The following is a 17322-nucleotide window of genomic DNA, read 5'->3' as shown; positions in this document are numbered from 1 at the left end:
CGATGTGGTCGCAATCGATTAAATCGCGATGAATCTTTTTTGAAATTTTTTACACAAGATATTTCAGCGAAACATAAGCAACAAAAGGAATAATAAAAGACAAATTGGGGATCAAAGTCTAATTCCAAAATGGAGAGAGTCGTTTAATTCTTGAACAATTGCCGCCAAGAATCTAGGGTTATTAACAAAGCCATAACAAATAGTTAGCACTTTGGAAATAATCCCAAAGTCGCATGGCATGCGTTCCATCACATTACTGTATGGAAATGCGAAGTAGATCACCGTCTATAAAAACACAAACGGATTTGGACGGCGATCTGATGCTTATGAGGTATTCACGCTGCGCTACCAAGCGTGTCTAGCCTGTAAGCGGAAACAGAGGAGAGATCTTTTGAAAAGATTAACGTCTTTGTGTTTATGGGGTGCGCTAATCCCAACGGTGGCATGGTCTGGAAGCCAATACAATATGACAAGGGGTGTAACCCGAATCAGTGAGCAGGTCTATGACCTTCATATGCTGATTTTTTACATCTGCTGTGCCATAGCGGTTGTCGTTTTTGGAGTCATGTTTTACGCCATTTTCAAGCATCGTAAATCTCAGGGCGCTGTAGCGGCGAACTTTCATGAGAGTACGAAAGTGGAAATCATATGGACTGTGATTCCGATTTTAATATTGGTTGCGATGGCAGTCCCTGCCACTACAACGCTTATCGATATGGAAGATACCAGCCAATCCGATATCACGGTGAAAATTACCGGTTCTCAATGGAAGTGGCATTACAGCTATTTCGGTGAGGATGTCGAATTTTTTAGCTTGTTAACCACATCCTCTAAGCAGATTGAAGGTGATGAACTGAAAGGGGCTAATTACCTCCTTGAAGTCGACAATCCGCTTGTGCTTCCCATCAACCGGAAAGTCCGGTTCCTCTTAACGTCCGACGACGTCATCCACTCTTGGTGGGTGCCGGATTTCGCCGTGAAGAAAGATACAGTGCCAGGATTCATCAATGAAGCGTGGACCAAAATCGATGAACCGGGTGTTTATCGTGGTCAGTGTGCTGAGTTGTGTGGTCGGAATCACGGCTTTATGCCGATAGTGGTGCATGCCATGGAAGAAAAAGAGTTCGATGAATGGTTGGTCGCTCAAAAATTGGTGGCGAAGCAAGCAGCAGAAGAGGCAAAAGCCGCCCTTTCTAAAGAGCTTTCTATGGACGAACTCATGGCAATGGGCGAGCAAGTGTACAACGACCGATGCGCGGTGTGTCATCAGGTTAATGGGTTGGGTGTTCCCGGCGTTTTCCCTGCAATGAAAGATAGCCCCGTGACATTAGGTGATGTAAACAACCATATTGATGTTGTTCTAAATGGGGTGGCAGGAACAGCCATGCAAGCATTTGGAAATCAGTTAACCGATGAGCAAATTGCCGCAGTAGTAACGTACGAGCGAAATGCTTGGGGTAATGACAAAGGCGATATGGCGCAAGCGTCAGACGTGAATACTTTGCGCAGCGAGGAGGGACAATGAACAGTTCAACCGATGTAAATTCTCATGAAAATGATCATGACGATCATCATGCAGCGCCTTCAGGGCTGGCTCGCTGGGTATATTCGACCAATCATAAAGACATAGGCACACTGTATTTGTGGTTCAGCTTTGCGATGTTTTTAACCGGTGGGTTCATGGCGATGATCATTCGCGCCGAATTGTTCCAGCCTGGCTTGCAGTTAGTGGACCCGCATTTTTTCAATCAGATGACGACGGTTCACGGATTGGTGATGGTATTTGGTGCGGTGATGCCAGCCTTTACCGGACTGGCAAACTGGATGATTCCGCTCATGATTGGTGCGCCAGATATGGCTCTGCCACGCATGAATAACTTGAGCTTCTGGATATTGCCTTTTGCGTTTCTCATTTTAATCAGTTCGCTCTTTATGGAAGGTGGCGGTCCGGACTTTGGTTGGACGTTCTACGCGCCATTGTCGACGACGTATGGACCAGATAGCACCGCATTGTTCGTGTTTTCTGTCCACATTATGGGTATCAGTTCCATAATGGGGGCGATCAACGTGATCGTGACCATTGTCAACATGCGTGCACCTGGTATGACTTGGTTCAAGCTTCCAATGTTTGTTTGGACATGGTTAATCACGGCATTTTTGTTGATAGCTGTAATGCCCGTACTGGCCGGCGCCGTTACCATGGTTTTGACAGACAAGTACTTTGGCACCAGTTTCTTTGATGCAGCAGGCGGGGGCGACCCCGTGATGTTCCAGCACATTTTCTGGTTCTTTGGGCACCCCGAAGTGTACATCATGATCTTACCTTCCTTTGGGATCGTATCGGCCATTATTCCAGCCTTCAGTGGTAAGAAGCTGTTTGGTTATCACTCCATGGTGTACGCAACGTGCAGTATCGCGCTGCTTTCGTTTTTGGTTTGGGCGCACCACATGTTCACCACTGGGATGCCAGTGTTTGCCGAACTTTTCTTCATGTATTGCACCATGTTGATTGCGGTACCGACAGGGGTAAAAGTCTTCAACTGGGTGGCAACGATGTGGCGCGGAGCCATGACCTTTGAAACGCCCATGTTGTTTGCCATCGCATTTATTGTGCTGTTTACGATAGGTGGGTTCTCGGGATTGATGCTGGCGATTGTGCCCGCTGATTTCCAATACCACGATACCTATTTTGTGGTGGCTCACTTCCACTATGTTCTCGTTTCTGGCGCCGTCTTCTCGATCATGGCGGCCGCCTACTACTGGCTGCCTAAATGGACAGGTCACATGTACGATCATCGGTTGAGTCTATGGCATTTCTGGTGTTCGGTGATTTCGGTGAATGTTCTGTTCTTCCCGATGCACTTTTTGGGATTGGCGGGCATGCCTAGGCGGATTCCCGATTACGCCATTCAGTTTGCAGACGTGAACCAAATAGTGTCGATTGGCGGATTTGCGTTTGGTCTGTCTCAGCTTATTTTCCTCTGGTTGGTGATTAAATGCATCAAAGGAGGCGAGAAAGCCGAGGCGCGGTCATGGGAAAGAGCGGAAGGTTTGGAATGGACAGTACCAAGCCCAGCACCTCATCACACATTCAGTCAGCCGCCTAAAGTTGATTGATCGGAGATGCAGCGATGGATACGGCAAAACCTTCAAATCGCAAACTGACCTTCTGGCTTTTGCTTGGTGTATTAGGCATGTTCGGCTTTGGGTTTGCCTTGATACCACTGTACGACATTATGTGCGAACAGCTTGGTATTAACGGTAAACCCAACAATGAAGCTGTGAGTAGCCCAGTCGGCATGCAGGTGGATACATCACGTGTGATTCGTGTTGAGTTCATGGCACATGTAAAACCTGATATGCCGTGGACGTTCATACCCGCTAAAAAGGTCATGGATGTTCACCCTGGGCAGGTGGTTCAAACACGGTATATGGCGACAAACCTCAATGGTTCACCATTGATTGGTCAAGCTGTTCCTTCTATTGCTCCAGGAAATGGCGCGGCGTACTTCAATAAAATTGAATGCTTTTGTTTTAATCGCCAGCCACTGGAAGGGAATAAAAGCGCTGAACTGCCCGTAATTTTCTATATCGAGCCGACGATTCCCGATTCTATCCATACGCTGACACTTTCCTACACGCTATTCAATATCACAGAGCCAGAAGATAAGAAAACTGTGGCTCTAATTTCACGCTCAGAAACGGATCAAGGAGCGGTGCAATGACAACACAACACCAAACTTATTATGTCCCCTCACACAGTATTTGGCCGATAGTCGGCGCGATTGCCTTGTTTTTTATTGCAGTCGGTGCTGGCGTTACTGTACAAAATTTAGAAACCGGCAGTGTGTTTGGGAAAGTCTTTCTAATAGGCGGATTTGTCGTTTTTCTGGTGATGTTCATCGGATGGATGCGAAACGTGATTGGTGAATCTTTGTCGGGTTTTTATTCCCAACAAATTGATATTTCTTTCCGGCAGGGCATGAGCTGGTTTATTTTCTCGGAAATCATGTTTTTCTGCGCCTTCTTTGGTGCGCTATTTTATGCCCGAATGATTTCTGTCCCATGGCTCGCGGGCGCAGATAACAACCAAATGACTCATGAAGTGCTTTGGCCTGCCTTTGAAGCAATGTGGCCACTCACTCTAACTCCTTCTGGGCAAACGACAGAAGCAATGGGCTGGCAAGGTTTGCCTTTGCTGAACACCATCATTCTTCTGACTTCTTCCATCACTCTCCATATGGCGCACACCAGTTTAGAGAAAAACCACCGAATGGCGTTGGTAGTGTGGTTAGAAATTACCATCATTTTGGCAATTGCGTTCTTGTTTTATCAGGTGGAAGAGTATGTTCACGCCTATCAAGAAATGGGGCTGACGCTGCAGTCTGGTGTGTATGGTAACACTTTCTTCCTGTTAACAGGTTTCCACGGCATGCATGTGTTACTGGGGACTATTTTCTTGTCGGTATTGTTGGCAAGAATTGCCTACGACCACTTCACACCTGAAAGTCACTTCGCGTTTCAAGCGGGCAGTTGGTACTGGCACTTTGTGGACGTGGTTTGGCTGTGTCTATTTATCTTTGTGTATGTGCTTTAGACGCTCTACCCCGAATGAGTAGAGCTGGCGTTAGTAAGGTCTAGGGTTGGGTTCAATCCAGCCCGCCTGAAGCGCAATGAGTAAAAATACGATAACCAAAGCGGAGAAAATTAAACGGCGACCCAAGAAGTGACTGGCAGGCTTATCGCTTTTGCCTTTTACCATCACCACTAAAGCGCGACCAAGGTTGAAGATAATGAAACAGAGTGTCAAGACCAGAACGAGTTTAAACAGTGAGGCTGCCATGTTGTCTCCCTGGGTTGCGTTGACGTTAAAACCAAAATTTTGGTTCGCCCTAATTCTCACTTTGGTGGTATTTACTCTGCTGATCAAGTTGGGCTTTTGGCAAATGGGACGTGGTGAGCAAAAGTTAGACTACGAAAAGGCATTAGCCCAGCGCGCGACGATGGCACCGGAGCCTTTAGATACCTTGCTCAAAAAGGCAAACGGTATAAGTCCCAATCTCGGTCAGGAATATTTAAGTGATGCGCAGCAAAGCCTGACCGGAGCAAAAGTGAAAATGGATGTTATGCCTGTTTCGCATCGTACGTTTTTGCTTGATAACCAAGTGTGGAATGGACAAGTGGGGTATTTGATGCTTCAACCAGTGAAAGTGACATCGGGTTATCAGGGCAACGGACGCTATGTGCTGCTAGAGCTCGGGTTTGTGAAGGCGGGGCATGATCGCCGTATATTACCCAGTTTTACAGAGCTAACCCAACCTGTGTCGCTGGAGGGGAGGGTGTATCAAAAACAAAGCAACCCTGTTAGTGACAAGCTTCATGCAGAAAGTGGATGGCCCAAACGAATTCAAAACCTGAATTTGGAGGCATTGGAAGGAGAGCTTGGGCTTCCTTTACTGCCTTTTGTTATTCAGCCCAGCAACTTAAACCTTGAATACCCTCAGCCTTGGCACCCAGTTCCAATGTCTTCTCAAAAACACTTTGGGTATGCGTTGCAGTGGTTTTCGATGGCATTAGTTTTTGCGCTCATTATGGCGTTAGTGCTGCTTAGAGCACTCAATATTCGCCTGATACCCAAGGGAGAAAACGATGACAGTTCAAAACATGGATAGAGATTCAGCACCCAATGTAAAGCGTGGGCGCATCATTTTACTTGCGCTGGTGGGGTTGTTTGCGATGCCAGCCATTGTTGCCAAAGTTATTTTGGAAATGAATTGGTATCAACCCGGGGTGACAAATCAGGGGGTTTTGGTTGAGCCAGTTAGTTACTTAACCGATTATTCCATGGGTTCAGAAACTGAAAAACAATGGCAGCTTGGCTATGTTCTACCGAAAGAATGCAATGCGTTATGCCGCCAGCAGTTGCACTTACTGCAACAAAGCTATGTATCCCTAGGAAAGTACCAAGAGCGCGTTAAACCAACGGTATACATTCACCCAAATAGCGATACGTCGGTACTGCAGGATTACAGCTTCAATCGCGTTAAATCTAACGACAAATTTCTTTCTGATTTCAACACTAATGAATACATCATTGTAGACCCGCGAGGTCAATTGGTTATGCATTACCCGAAGCAGCTTAACCCTGAATTATTAGTACAGCAAAGTAAGGGGCTAATCGCCGACTTTAAGAAACTATTGAAGCTATCTCGCGTGGGGTAATTCTATAATAGGGGGCGTGTATGAACATCATCAGACTGATTCAAGTAAGCCTGATTCTGACATTTTTGGTTATCTTAATGGGCGCGTACACGCGGCTAGCTGACGCAGGGTTGGGATGCCCAGATTGGCCGGGGTGTTACGGTCATCTTAGTGTGCCTTCGACAGATAAGGCACTTTCCACCGCCAAACTCCTCTACCCAGAAAACGAAGTCGAGCCTTATAAAGCTTGGTTAGAGATGATTCATCGTTATTTAGCGGGAACGCTTGGATTGGTTGTTTTTGCCATTAGCTATTTGACGCTTCAATCTCGCCATGGCGGGCGTGTGATTACCATTTCGCTGTCGCTGCTTATCGTCTTTCAGGCGGCGCTAGGAATGTGGACAGTGACGCTCAAATTGATGCCTGTGATTGTCATGTTGCACTTAATGGGTGGGTTTACCTTATTTAGCCTGTTGTTTTTGCTCTACTGTCGCCTGAAGCAAGAAGTAGGCTATGAACTCAATGATGTTGCGCACTTTACGGTGAGCGATGGAAACCCCTCTTCAATAACTTCTCCGCATGAACCTATCGTTGTTAATACGCCAATGCTGAAATTTCTGGCGTCTTTCTCTCTTGCGGTGGTCGTTTTTCAAATCTTTCTAGGGGGGTGGACCTCTTCCAATTACGCCGCATTAATGTGTACGGAGTTACCCATTTGTGAAGGGGATTGGGTTGGCTATTTGAATTTTTCTGACGCCTTTGATTTCCGCCAAGAAGGACACACAAACTATGAATTTGGGGTGTTGGACTATGGGGCAAGAATGACCATTCACGTTACGCATAGAATCGGAGCGGTAGTGACTTCTATTGTGTTAATAGGGTTGGCGTTTCAGTTGTTTCAGCAAACGCATATTCAGCTTCGCAAGGGAGCGTTTATGTTAATGGTGTTACTTATCGCTCAAATTGGACTTGGCATGAGTAATGTTTTATTGAATCTCCCATTACCTGTAGCGGTGGCGCATAACCTTGGTGCGGCACTTTTACTGTTGTGTACGATTTACATCAATTTCCATGTGTGGCGTAGCGTGCCGCAACCTCTTATGGAACAAGAGCGAGGGCTTTGAGTATGGATAAATCTCTTTCTAGAGCAGGAATAGAAGGCGCGTCGTGGCAAGACTATTACAAGCTCACGAAACCTAAAGTCGTTGCTTTGATGCTACTGACGGCAGTAGTAGGAATGATTTTGGCAATAAAAGGGCAGTTTCCCGTTGTGACGGCATTGATTGCATTAGCTGGGATTGGATTAATGGCGTCGAGTGCAGCGGCATTTAATCACCTAATTGACCGCAGAATTGACGCCATAATGGCCAGAACTTATCAGCGCCCTTTGCCCTCAGGACATGTCAAAGCCGTCAATGCGTTTATATTTGCCATTGCGCTCGGTATCGCTGGGTTTGTCGCGCTGTACTGGTGGGTGAATGAGTTAACGGCGTGGCTGACGCTATCAAGCTTGGTGGGTTATGCGCTGGTGTACACCTTGTATTTAAAGCGAGCAACACCTCAAAATATCGTGATAGCCGGAATTGCAGGTGCCATGCCGCCTTTACTTGGATGGACGGCTGTCACCAATGAATTGCATTCCCATGCTTGGCTACTTGTGATGATCATCTTTATCTGGACGCCTCCTCATTTTTGGGCGTTAGCCATACACAGGAAAGACGATTATTCACGCGCCGACATTCCCATGTTGCCAGTCACTCATGGTGTGGAATACACAAAAACCAGTATTCTGCTGTATACGATATTATTAGCCATTGCGTGCCTCTTCCCTGTTTTAGTTGGCATGAGCGGTCTGATTTACTTAGTTGTATCAAGTTTCTTAAGTGCTGGATTCATCTATAAAGCGTGGAAACTGAAATATCATGAGGAAGAGGGAGATGCCATGAGTACCTTCATCTTCTCTATCTATCAGTTGATGTTCTTATTTGTTGCTTTACTGGTGGATCATTTTCTACGTTAGTGAAATTAATGATTTCTCAAAAAGCTCAATTCTGATGCTGTTTTCATGGATTCTTTAGTTCTTCTTTGAGCTTGAAACTTTAAGCTCAAAGAAGAAATTTCCAATAATTAGGGTATTTCTGTAAAGAATTCACACCGTTCTCTTGTTGTGTTGCTCTAAAGAAAGCGATAATTTTGTTTAATTATTAGTGCAAAATGTGTTTCCAAGTCACCCATCCTTACTGATAGATTTCACACGAAGCCAACAAAACTATCGGACAATAATTTAAATGAGTGTGAAATCTAAGCTGGTAACCGCAATCGGTTGCTTGATCGCGTTTACAATTCTTGTGACTTCCGTCATTGGATATTTTGAATTCAAAACGGCCACAACCGACGACTATCGTAAGAACCTTTCAGATAAATCATTTTTAGTTGCGAAAGCTGTCGAAAGCAAGATGAACAAATACTTCACAGCATTGGAAACGACAAGTGCAGGTATAACGCTTGATAGTGAGGGCGTACCGGAGATAAGCGAGCGCGTTATCGATGCGCTGACACACGGCAAGCAAAGCTTAAAAGTGCTGAATATGTATGTTGGGTTGCCTGATGGCACGACGTACGATGTTAACGGTCTGATTCCCGACTTCAATGCCAAACAAAAGCAGCGCGAATGGTTTATTCAAGGCTTTAGTGGTGCAGCGCGTTCAGTCACCAATCCTTATCTGTCTACGACAGGGGACTTAACCATGTCGGCGGTGATCCCTTACCGTCGAAATGGTGAGATAAAAGCTGTAATTGGTCTGAGTTTAAAGATGAGCGATATCACCGACTACATTAATGAACTCTCGGCTGAGCCAAATCTATTTGTATCACGTGTTGATGGTTTCTTAATGGCCGCCAGTTACCCTGATTTTGTTGGTAAGAACATCTATGAGTTGCGTCCAAGCTATCGCGAATTCGGCACTCATAAAAGCAGTGAACACTCTTACAACGTGCCTGATAAGGGGGATTTTTACGTTGTGTCTTCCCGAATTGATTCGTTGGGATGGTCTGTTTGGGCTTGGGCGTCGTGGGACGATATTAACGAACCTTCGAATACTATGGTGAAGATCAATGGGATTGCAGGGCTTGTTTTTGCGGTTATTGGTATCGTTGTCGTGTATGTTGCGGTCGAAAAATTGATGTATGGCCCAATCGGTGGTGAACCTAAAGAGATTGAAGAGTTCGTTAACCGAATTGCTAATGGCGATTTAACGATGATTCGCCCACTTGAAGGAAGCGAAACAGGGGTGTATCGCTCGACATTGATCATGGGGGAAAGCATTAAACAGATCATTGGAAATATTAATACCTCGTCTGCCGCCCTTACCGATTTATCTGGTCAACTCGAATCTTCTTCAAATCAGGTAAACCGCTCATCCGAGTCTCAAATGATGCAACTAGAGCAAGTGGCAACCGCAATGAACGAAATGACAGCAACCGTTGCTGAAGTTGCCCAAAATGCAATGCAAGCATCGACTTCTTCCAACGATGCAAGTGAGTCATCCACTCAGGGGCTTGGTGTCGTTAGCCAAATGAACACAGACATCAACTTGCTGGTTAATAATATCGAAAGTGTTCAATCTTCGATCTTGGAAGTTGAAAAGGAAACGATGAATGTGGGTGGGATTTTAGACGTTATTCGCGGTATTGCTGAGCAAACCAACTTACTCGCTCTGAATGCCGCGATTGAGGCTGCCCGTGCTGGCGAACAAGGTCGTGGTTTTGCTGTAGTGGCAGATGAAGTTCGTAACCTCGCCAATAAAACTCAGGAAAGCACCAATGAAATCCAATCTATGATTTCGGTGCTTCAAGAGCAAGCGAAACAGTCTGTGAGTTTAATGGAAGAAAACGCTGAAAACGCTAAGAAGACCTTAGTAAAATCGGACGAAGCAAGTCAATCACTGCAAGTGATACAAGAAGAAATTAGCAAAATTCAGGACATGAATAATCAGATTGCTACAGCTGCAGAAGAGCAGTCTCATGTTGCGACGGATATTAATGAAAACGTGGTGAATGTGAACGATCTGGCTCGCAGTACTGTTCAAGATGTTCAAGGCAATGTCCAGACAGCGTTGGAATTGAACTCTGTTTCCAGCGAATTACAACGCTCGGTGAATCGCTTTAAAGTATAAAGTAGGTTAACTAGTTCAACAGACTTTACCGCATTAACGTTCAAAAGCCCTAAAGTTGGGGCTTTTTGTTTATCTATATCTACGCGTTAGGCTTCAATTATCACCCTAATTATTCGCAAGATAACTTAATGACCGTATCGCGCAATGTTTCTTTGTATGGTGGCGAAATAAAGCTGGCTTCAATAGCATTTAGAGAAAACTGCGCTAGTTCCTGCCGCGTTGGATTGAGAGCCTCTGAGACGGCAAGGAAGTTATCCGTCATATAGCCACCGAAGTAGGCTGGATCGTCCGAATTGATGGTAACGCACACGCCTTTTCTGAGTAGGTCGACGATGTTGTGCTGACTCATATGCTCGAATACTTTTAATTTGGTATTGGAAAGTGGGCAGACAGTCAATGGAATTTGGTTTTCGACCAGTCGCTGAACCAGTGCCTCGTCGTCAACACAGCGAACGCCATGGTCGATTCTAGATGTCTTTAGCATATCCAAGGCATCAATGATGTTTTGTGCAGGACCTTCCTCTCCAGCGTGCGCTACCGTTAAGAAACCCTCAGAGCGTGCTTTTGCAAATACTCGCTCGAACTTTTCTGGTGGATGCCCAACTTCGGATGAATCCAGACCGACACCGATGATTTTTTCTTTGTAGGGTAACGCTTCTTGTAAGGTGTTCAATGCAGCTTCTTCATCGAGGTGACGCAAAAAACACATGATGATTTGACTGCTGATTCCGAGCTCTGATCCCGCCTTATCCAGTGCTTTTGAGATACCGCTGATAACAGTGTGAAATGAAATGCCTCGGTCGGTGTGGGTTTGAGGATCGAAAAAGATCTCTGTATGTACCACATTATCTTGCTTGCATCTCAGCAAATATGCCCATGTAAGGTCATAAAAATCTTCCTCTTTAACCAGTACATTGGCTCCTTGGTAATAGATATCTAAAAAGGATTGCAGATTATGGAAGTGGTACGCATCTCTTACCTCCTGAATACTGCTAAATGGAATGGAAACCTTGTTGCGTTTAGCCAGTTCAAACATTAATTCTGGCTCAAGAGACCCTTCTATATGCAGATGGAGCTCTACTTTTGGGAGGTGCTGGATGAATGCTTTCATAGAAACTCCTTATGTCACGATTACTCTGAGAAGTTGAGTAACAACTAATTATTAATTTGATGCTTAGTTATTAGGTACTTAGTTATTGGGGAGTAACCTTAGTTTAGTTCAGAATGAATGTTACGCTAAAAGGTATCCTGAAAACTGAGAGGGGGAGGGGATTACTTATTGATGGGATTCATGCTCAAGCATTTTGAGGTTACTTGGGTATTGTGGCTGGATAGTTAACGGATATTATATGCAACCAAGTTTAATTCTGATTGTCCCTTTTATTTTTTTGAGCTTTATTTGAAACGTAAATTAATAGTGGTTAATTAAGGTTAATTTACCGAATTCATCATGTTATTTACGCGTACCTTTCTGATGTTTCTACTTATAATAATATGCCTATTTTGCATTCTGATCGTTATTTCATTTTAGATTTATAAAGTTTTATTTTTTGCTGTTTCTTTTATTAATAATAATATATTGGAAATACTCTTTTAATTAAGGTGGTTAGCTCTTTATTTGAGTCTTATTCTTTTATCTATATGATTTAAAATACAAATATTGCTTGTTGACTTATTTGTCATTTTGATTTGCAAAATGAGATTTATATTCTAGATTTTAGTTAGCGCGCAAGGATTGAGTGATGAAAAACTCATAATTAAAAACTAATTACTGACTGGTTAAGCCAGAGTCGGAGCGAAACTATGTATGCGTCAAATACCAAGAAAGCAATACTTGCATCCACAGCCCTAGGGCTAATATGTTCACCCATGTATTTGTGGGCAGGTAAAGGCGGGAGCCCTAATGGAAAGCCTTTTGTTGAGCTTAGAAATCAAATCTCTTCGGTTGAAGAAAGAGTGAGTACATTAGAAGAGCAAGTTGACGTATTAGTCGCAAGAGTGGACACGATTGAAGAGCGAGTCGGTGCTAATGAAGATGCTATCTTAGCGCTTCAAGTCGAGAACGAATCCCTTCAGGCGCAAATAAACAGTAATGATGGAGACATAAGTGCGCTGCAAGCGGAAGTAGACAATAACAATGCACTGATTTCGTATCTTGAGGACGAAATTGTAACGATAAACAATATGCTCCTGACTAAGCAGCAAATTGTGTCTGGTACTTGTCCGTCTGGTCAGGCGATTAGAGAGATTTTGTCAAATGGCAGTGTAGTATGTGAAGTGGATGATGTCGGTAATGGGAGCAACATTACTCAGTATAGAGTCTACAACTATGTCTACGTTGGTTATAATTCTTCTGGTTCGGCCTACGCAACTTGTCCCTCTGGTTCCATACTGACAGGCGGTGGTTCAGCCCATTATTCTGGTTACCGTGGGTATGAGCAGTCACGACCCTATCAGGCTTCTGGCGTTGTAGGTGCTAATTCTTGGCAGTCACGCACTTGGTATGCGTATCTACGTTATCCATATTACAGCACTTACTTGTATTCGTATGCGGTATGCATTAAGCACAATTAGAACTGATAAAGTATCAAGAAAGGCGCACTCAAAAGTGCGCCTTTTAAATTTTCCAACTCTAATCTAATGGCTTCATAAACAGTCAGATGCCATTCATTCTTAGAAACCCAACTCCATTTCGCTCTAACAAGGAATGTCTTAAGGGAAGTTCGAGTCTTTAAGATGCTTATACGAGGTTAGGTTTACTTCTGTTTGAATTCGATAGCTTGTATCCAACGGCCTTGCTCTTGGAAACCCTTTTCTGCTTTATTTCATCGTCAAAGTAGTGGGAGGGGACTTGTTATTTCACTGCGTTCTTTTCCTTGAACTGACACAGAAGATAGAGGTCTGAATCCTGAAACTTGGGCTCTTAGGTTTAGGTAGCCGTTTACACACAAAAAAAAACCAGCGGCATCCGCTGGCTAAGGAAATAGAAATGAAATTGCTAGTCGGGAAATGACCCCCGTATCCCTTGCAATTCGTCGAAGTTTTCAAGAAAAATTTCGGTCAGCTTAGGATCAAAATGTTTCCCTGCTTCTTGTTGGAATAATTCGAATATTTTTTCACTTGGCCAAGGGTCTTTGTAGCAACGTTTGGAAGCCAACGCGTCAAAAACGTCTGCCAGTGCGGTGATACGAGCCTCAATTGGGATTGATTCGGCTGATATTTTATTCGGGTAGCCTGAACCGTCCCATTTCTCGTGATGGTGACCAGCAATGTTCGCTGCGATATTCAAGATCTCTAGGTTAGAACCGCGTAGGATCTCTGCGCCTACACTAGCATGAGACATCATGGTAACCCACTCATCAGCATCGAGCTTTCCTGGCTTATTGAGTACGGCATCGGGAATCGCAATTTTGCCAATGTCGTGTAGCGGCGACGCAAGTTTTATCTTTTCACATTGCTCAGGTGGTAAGCCATATTTTGATGCAAGAAAGCGCGATATTTCGGCTACTCGCTTAACGTGGCTCCCCGATTCTTTTGAGCGTGTCTCCACCACTTCCCCAAGACGATAGGCAATTTCTTTTTGGGTATCACGAACCTCATTGAGCAAAATGACTTTCTCATAAGCGATGGTGATGTTTCGGATGAATATATCGAGTATTTCAATGTTTTCTTCAATGCTGCTTCTTGGGCAGTGTACGATCAGTAGACCAACGCTTTTATTCACTTTGACTGGGATGAGAAATTCTTCATCTTTTACTTGGATAAAGCGATCTTTAGTCGTGGTGACATCGTCAACGGAGCAGGATATAAACTCATTCAGTTCCTTACCAATGAGCCCTTCGCCACCCTCGGAAGATGCGACGACCTGCCATTTTCCTTCCACTTCTTGCGCAGCAAAGTTAAACGCGTGAACTTCGCCAAGATGCAGCAAAGCAGAAAGTTGAGAAAGAATCCCGTCTAGCCAATGCCCACCGTCTCCTTCAACCAAAATAGATGCTGAAGAATTGATGATCGTATTAAGCCCTTTTTTGGTGTTTTCGATCACCATAATGTCGCGATAAGAACGCAACGCTGCGCAAAGGGTGGTGTTTAGTTTTGTCGCTGTTAGCTCGGTTTTGTTTTTGTAGTCATTAATTTCGTACTTTTTAATGACTTCGGATTCAGGAGCATCACCAGGCTGACCTGTTCGCAAAATGATTCTGCTGGTTTTGTTTCCTTGCTCTACACGTAACCAGTCGACAAGATCAAGCCCAGCATGGTTAGATTCCATAACTACATCGAGAAATACAACTGCGATATCGTCGTGTTCTACAAATACCTCTTTAGCTTCTGCTGCAGAGTATGCGTTTACAAAGTTAAGCTTTCTTCCCAGATACTCGAAATCGTTGAGAACAAACTGGGTGACTTTATGAATGTCAGCATCGTCATCAACGATTAAGACCTTCCATGTCTCATGTTCTTCAATTTCCGATTCTTCTTCATGATCTGAAAAGAGGAATTGATCATCATTTCCCATCATTGACCCCATAACTCAATCTATTTCCATTTTACGCCCCCTTTTTGTACTCCAAAATGCTGTATCTAAGTTGGAGAGAAAAGGCAGCGCAAAAAATCATCCGTCTGAAACAAGTGTAGACAAAGTTTTCGTTTAAAGCACAAATTCTAATTCTGAGTTAACCGAAGAGGTAGAAAGCAGGAGCATAGCTCTGATCGTACAAGGAAATTTACTTACAATATCAAGAAAATCTAATTTCACTGTCTATACTATTTAGAACGTTAGACGTTGAGCATAGAGCTCATGGGCTGAGTGTGATTTGAACATGGGGTTAGCGTGGGAATATTCAATGGTTTGAACTTTAATTATATTTACGTTAATCAACTAGATGCATCATGTGTGGATGAGGAAAGCCGATGAGTTCAGGTGTTCCTAATAATAATTCGGACACTTCTAGCGCAAGTAAGTCTGATGGGATCATTTCAACGTTAAAGACAATGAATAGGCACAGTTTTGCTGTTCGATTGCTGATCTATATTGTTTTGTGTACGTCTGTACTTGCGGTCACTATTACGGCTGTACAACTTTACTGGGACTACAAAAAAGAAGTTCAACTCCTTCAAGATTCCATCAGTTCGCTAGAGCAAAGCTTAACGTCCTCTATTTCAAATAGCTTGTGGAATTTGGATGAAGAGCAGATGCTGATTCAAGCAAACGGTATTTTGAACGTTTCTAGCGTTGAGTACGTCGGTATCTTTTCATTTCACAATGGCACGCTTAACTCTGTGGTAGAAATTGGAGAGCAAAGCCCCCTCAATGAGTTAAGCCATCTCTATGATTTGGTCCACAAAGAGGAAAAAATTGGTGGGCTAAGAATTGAAGCATCTTATGAGCTGATTTATGGAAAACTTTGGGAAAAATCCATCGTTATTCTTCAAACTCAATTAGTGAAGATTTTTCTTGTCGCGATGTGCGTTCTTTATGTGGTTTATCACGTTGTGATCAAGCACATCAATCGCATTTCCTCTTTCGTTCAAGGGCACAAACTGGACAGCAACGAATCGGGGGATTTGTTGAGTTTGGATAGAAGTAATCATCAAGATGAGCTGGATACGTTAGTCGAATCTATTAATGCTTTATACCATCGTATTGATTCGGAGCTCGGCAAACGTAAAAAAATGAACAACCAGCTTGAATATGAACGTGATTTTACCCGTGTAATTATTCAATCTTCGCCTTCTTTGATCTGTTCTTTAAATGACCAATTTGAAATTCAACTGGTTAACTCTGAAGTGGAGGCGCTTCTTGGGGTGGAAGAACGTGACCTGATAGGAGAAAACTGGTTTGGGTATTTTGTGAATGAAGACGTAGAGAGGGAAAGCGAGCAGGAATTGATCGAAAATATTCCCGAATTCGATTTGGTTTTTACAATGCGAGATCAAGAAGGGAAGCAACGGTTTTTACAATGGCGTGTTGTTGAAAATAAAGAGCAAAAGCGAGTCATGTGCTTCGGTATAGATGTTACCGATTTGACGAACGCGGAAAACCAATTGATCTCGCTAAACCGAGAGTTAGAGCAAAAAGTGAAAGACAGAACACACTCTCTAGAAGAAGCAAACCATGAACTTTCCGATACTCTTAGCAAGCTTGAAGAAACGCAAGAATCGTTAATTGAAGCGGAAAAAATGGCCTCTCTCGGTAGCTTGGTTGGAGGGGTTGCTCACGAAATCAATACGCCACTTGGTATAAGCGTTACAGCAACAAGCTTTATAGACGAAAAAGTAAACGTACTGCAAACGGGATTTGAAACAGGGAAGCTGTCTAAAAAACAGTTTTCTGGTGCGATAGAGTCGCTAAAAGAGTCTGCTCAGATTCTTACTGCAAACCTTTCTCGGGCGGAGCAACTGGTATCAAGCTTCAAACAAGTTGCGGTTGATCAGAGTAGTGAGTCTGTCTACCCGTTTAATGTGAAAGAAAACTTAGAGAAAGTGTTGCTCTCATTGTCTCATGAGCTAAAAGTAGCCAATGTGAGTGTCGAGGTGGATTGCCCCGATAACATTCATATCGAGAGTTATCCGAGCTGTTACATTCAGATTTATACCAATCTTATTGCCAATAGTATCAGACATGGATTTGATGAATGGAGCGGGGATAAGAATATCTTCATACATGTCTCTACCAACGAAGAAAACTTAATTATTTGCTACAAGGACACAGGACAAGGTGTTGACGAACAAATACTTAAGCGCATATTTGAACCATTTGTCACTACCAAACGAGGGAAAGGCGGAAGTGGATTAGGTGCGAATATTATCTACAACATAGTTAACCAGCTGTTGAAAGGGAAAATTGAGTGCTCTTCTGAGCTTGGACATGGGGCTGAGTTTGTTATTACCGTACCGCTACAACTAGATCTTCAAGATAAGCAAGAATCGGCATAGCTCTAATTCT

The 17322-nt window shown here is 43.7% G+C and carries 14 protein-coding genes; 11 read left to right on the top strand and 3 right to left on the bottom strand.

Features of this window, described 5'->3' with window-relative positions; all coding sequences use genetic code 11:
• Positions 1–409 precede the first annotated feature (409 nt).
• Genes coxB through LDO37_RS26710 form a run of 4 tightly spaced genes read left to right on the top strand, consistent with a single transcriptional unit; the run spans position 410 to position 4597 of the window.
• Positions 410–1525 (top strand): cytochrome c oxidase subunit II, encoded by a 1116-nt coding sequence (coxB, locus tag LDO37_RS26725; protein ID WP_224055940.1) that lies wholly within the window; start codon positions 410–412, stop codon positions 1523–1525.
• Positions 1522–3117, top strand: a complete 1596-nt coding sequence (ctaD, locus tag LDO37_RS26720; RefSeq protein WP_101111520.1) for a cytochrome c oxidase subunit I — start codon at positions 1522–1524, stop codon at positions 3115–3117. The genes coxB and ctaD overlap by 4 nt, the downstream gene beginning before the upstream one ends.
• A 14-nt stretch (positions 3118–3131) precedes the next feature.
• On the top strand, positions 3132–3725 hold the full coding sequence (locus tag LDO37_RS26715; RefSeq protein WP_126606860.1) for a cytochrome c oxidase assembly protein: 594 nt from the start codon (positions 3132–3134) through the stop codon (positions 3723–3725).
• A complete protein-coding gene (locus LDO37_RS26710) occupies positions 3722–4597 on the top strand; it encodes a cytochrome c oxidase subunit 3 (RefSeq protein WP_126606859.1) in 876 nt (291 codons plus the stop codon). Before LDO37_RS26715 ends, LDO37_RS26710 begins: the two co-directional genes overlap by 4 nt.
• Before the next feature lie 30 nt (positions 4598–4627).
• Here LDO37_RS26710 and LDO37_RS26705 read toward each other — a convergent pair whose 3' ends face one another.
• Positions 4628–4843 (bottom strand): DUF2909 domain-containing protein, encoded by a 216-nt coding sequence (locus LDO37_RS26705; protein WP_101111517.1) that lies wholly within the window; start codon positions 4841–4843, stop codon positions 4628–4630.
• Here LDO37_RS26705 and LDO37_RS26700 point away from each other — a divergent pair.
• The 5 genes from LDO37_RS26700 to LDO37_RS26680 all read left to right on the top strand — a co-directional run bounded on the left by LDO37_RS26700 (position 4842) and on the right by LDO37_RS26680 (position 10376).
• Positions 4842–5672 carry an SURF1 family protein gene (locus LDO37_RS26700; RefSeq protein ID WP_126606858.1) on the top strand — a complete coding sequence of 277 codons (831 nt, stop codon included), beginning with the start codon at positions 4842–4844 and terminating at the stop codon, positions 5670–5672. The two genes, LDO37_RS26705 and LDO37_RS26700, sit on opposite strands and share 2 nt — an antisense overlap.
• Complete coding sequence (locus LDO37_RS26695; protein WP_101111515.1) at positions 5650–6222, top strand: hypothetical protein; 573 nt, start codon at positions 5650–5652, stop codon at positions 6220–6222. The genes LDO37_RS26700 and LDO37_RS26695 overlap by 23 nt, the downstream gene beginning before the upstream one ends.
• 20 nt (positions 6223–6242) lie before the next feature.
• Positions 6243–7325 carry a COX15/CtaA family protein gene (locus tag LDO37_RS26690; RefSeq protein ID WP_126606857.1) on the top strand — a complete coding sequence of 361 codons (1083 nt, stop codon included), beginning with the start codon at positions 6243–6245 and terminating at the stop codon, positions 7323–7325.
• Positions 7326–7327: 2 nt separating this feature from the next.
• Positions 7328–8221, top strand: a complete 894-nt coding sequence (gene cyoE / locus LDO37_RS26685; RefSeq protein WP_126606856.1) for a heme o synthase — start codon at positions 7328–7330, stop codon at positions 8219–8221.
• Positions 8222–8489: 268 nt separating this feature from the next.
• A complete protein-coding gene (locus tag LDO37_RS26680) occupies positions 8490–10376 on the top strand; it encodes a methyl-accepting chemotaxis protein (RefSeq protein WP_126608385.1) in 1887 nt (628 codons plus the stop codon).
• A 109-nt stretch (positions 10377–10485) separates the two neighbouring features.
• Here the strand turns inward: LDO37_RS26680 and LDO37_RS26675 are convergent, their stop codons facing one another.
• Entirely contained in the window at positions 10486–11487 is a 1002-nt protein-coding gene (locus tag LDO37_RS26675; protein ID WP_126608384.1) for an adenosine deaminase, read from the bottom strand.
• A gap of 692 nt (positions 11488–12179) precedes the next feature.
• On the opposite strand from LDO37_RS26675, the gene LDO37_RS26670 reads away from it, so the two are divergent.
• Positions 12180–12950: a coiled-coil domain-containing protein gene (locus tag LDO37_RS26670; protein ID WP_126609400.1), complete on the top strand. Its 771-nt coding sequence runs from the start codon at positions 12180–12182 to the stop codon at positions 12948–12950.
• Positions 12951–13374: 424 nt separating this feature from the next.
• On the opposite strand, the gene LDO37_RS26665 is transcribed toward LDO37_RS26670, so the two are convergent.
• Entirely contained in the window at positions 13375–14895 is a 1521-nt protein-coding gene (locus LDO37_RS26665) for an HD domain-containing phosphohydrolase (protein WP_224055628.1), read from the bottom strand.
• A gap of 392 nt (positions 14896–15287) precedes the next feature.
• Between LDO37_RS26665 and LDO37_RS26660 the strand changes: the two genes are divergently transcribed.
• Positions 15288–17312, top strand: a complete 2025-nt coding sequence (locus LDO37_RS26660; protein ID WP_126609401.1) for a sensor histidine kinase — start codon at positions 15288–15290, stop codon at positions 17310–17312.
• Positions 17313–17322 lie beyond the last annotated feature (10 nt).

It is taken from the genome of Vibrio penaeicida, assembly GCF_019977755.1.
Taxonomy (GTDB): domain Bacteria; phylum Pseudomonadota; class Gammaproteobacteria; order Enterobacterales; family Vibrionaceae; genus Vibrio; species Vibrio penaeicida.
This window is presented reverse-complemented; position numbering and strand designations above follow the sequence as displayed.

Coding starts and splice junctions, on each gene's coding strand:
- LDO37_RS26695 (WP_101111515.1), top strand. CDS start 5,650: ATGACAGTTCAAAACATGGATAGAGATTCAGCACCCAATGTAAAGCGT.
- LDO37_RS26710 (WP_126606859.1), top strand. CDS start 3,722: ATGACAACACAACACCAAACTTATTATGTCCCCTCACACAGTATTTGG.
- LDO37_RS26700 (WP_126606858.1), top strand. CDS start 4,842: ATGTTGTCTCCCTGGGTTGCGTTGACGTTAAAACCAAAATTTTGGTTC.
- LDO37_RS26680 (WP_126608385.1), top strand. CDS start 8,490: ATGAGTGTGAAATCTAAGCTGGTAACCGCAATCGGTTGCTTGATCGCG.
- LDO37_RS26675 (WP_126608384.1), bottom strand. CDS start 11,487: ATGAAAGCATTCATCCAGCACCTCCCAAAAGTAGAGCTCCATCTGCAT.
- ctaD (WP_101111520.1), top strand. CDS start 1,522: ATGAACAGTTCAACCGATGTAAATTCTCATGAAAATGATCATGACGAT.
- cyoE (WP_126606856.1), top strand. CDS start 7,328: ATGGATAAATCTCTTTCTAGAGCAGGAATAGAAGGCGCGTCGTGGCAA.
- LDO37_RS26665 (WP_224055628.1), bottom strand. CDS start 14,895: ATGATGGGAAATGATGATCAATTCCTCTTTTCAGATCATGAAGAAGAA.
- LDO37_RS26660 (WP_126609401.1), top strand. CDS start 15,288: ATGAGTTCAGGTGTTCCTAATAATAATTCGGACACTTCTAGCGCAAGT.
- LDO37_RS26705 (WP_101111517.1), bottom strand. CDS start 4,843: ATGGCAGCCTCACTGTTTAAACTCGTTCTGGTCTTGACACTCTGTTTC.
- LDO37_RS26715 (WP_126606860.1), top strand. CDS start 3,132: ATGGATACGGCAAAACCTTCAAATCGCAAACTGACCTTCTGGCTTTTG.
- LDO37_RS26690 (WP_126606857.1), top strand. CDS start 6,243: ATGAACATCATCAGACTGATTCAAGTAAGCCTGATTCTGACATTTTTG.
- LDO37_RS26670 (WP_126609400.1), top strand. CDS start 12,180: ATGTATGCGTCAAATACCAAGAAAGCAATACTTGCATCCACAGCCCTA.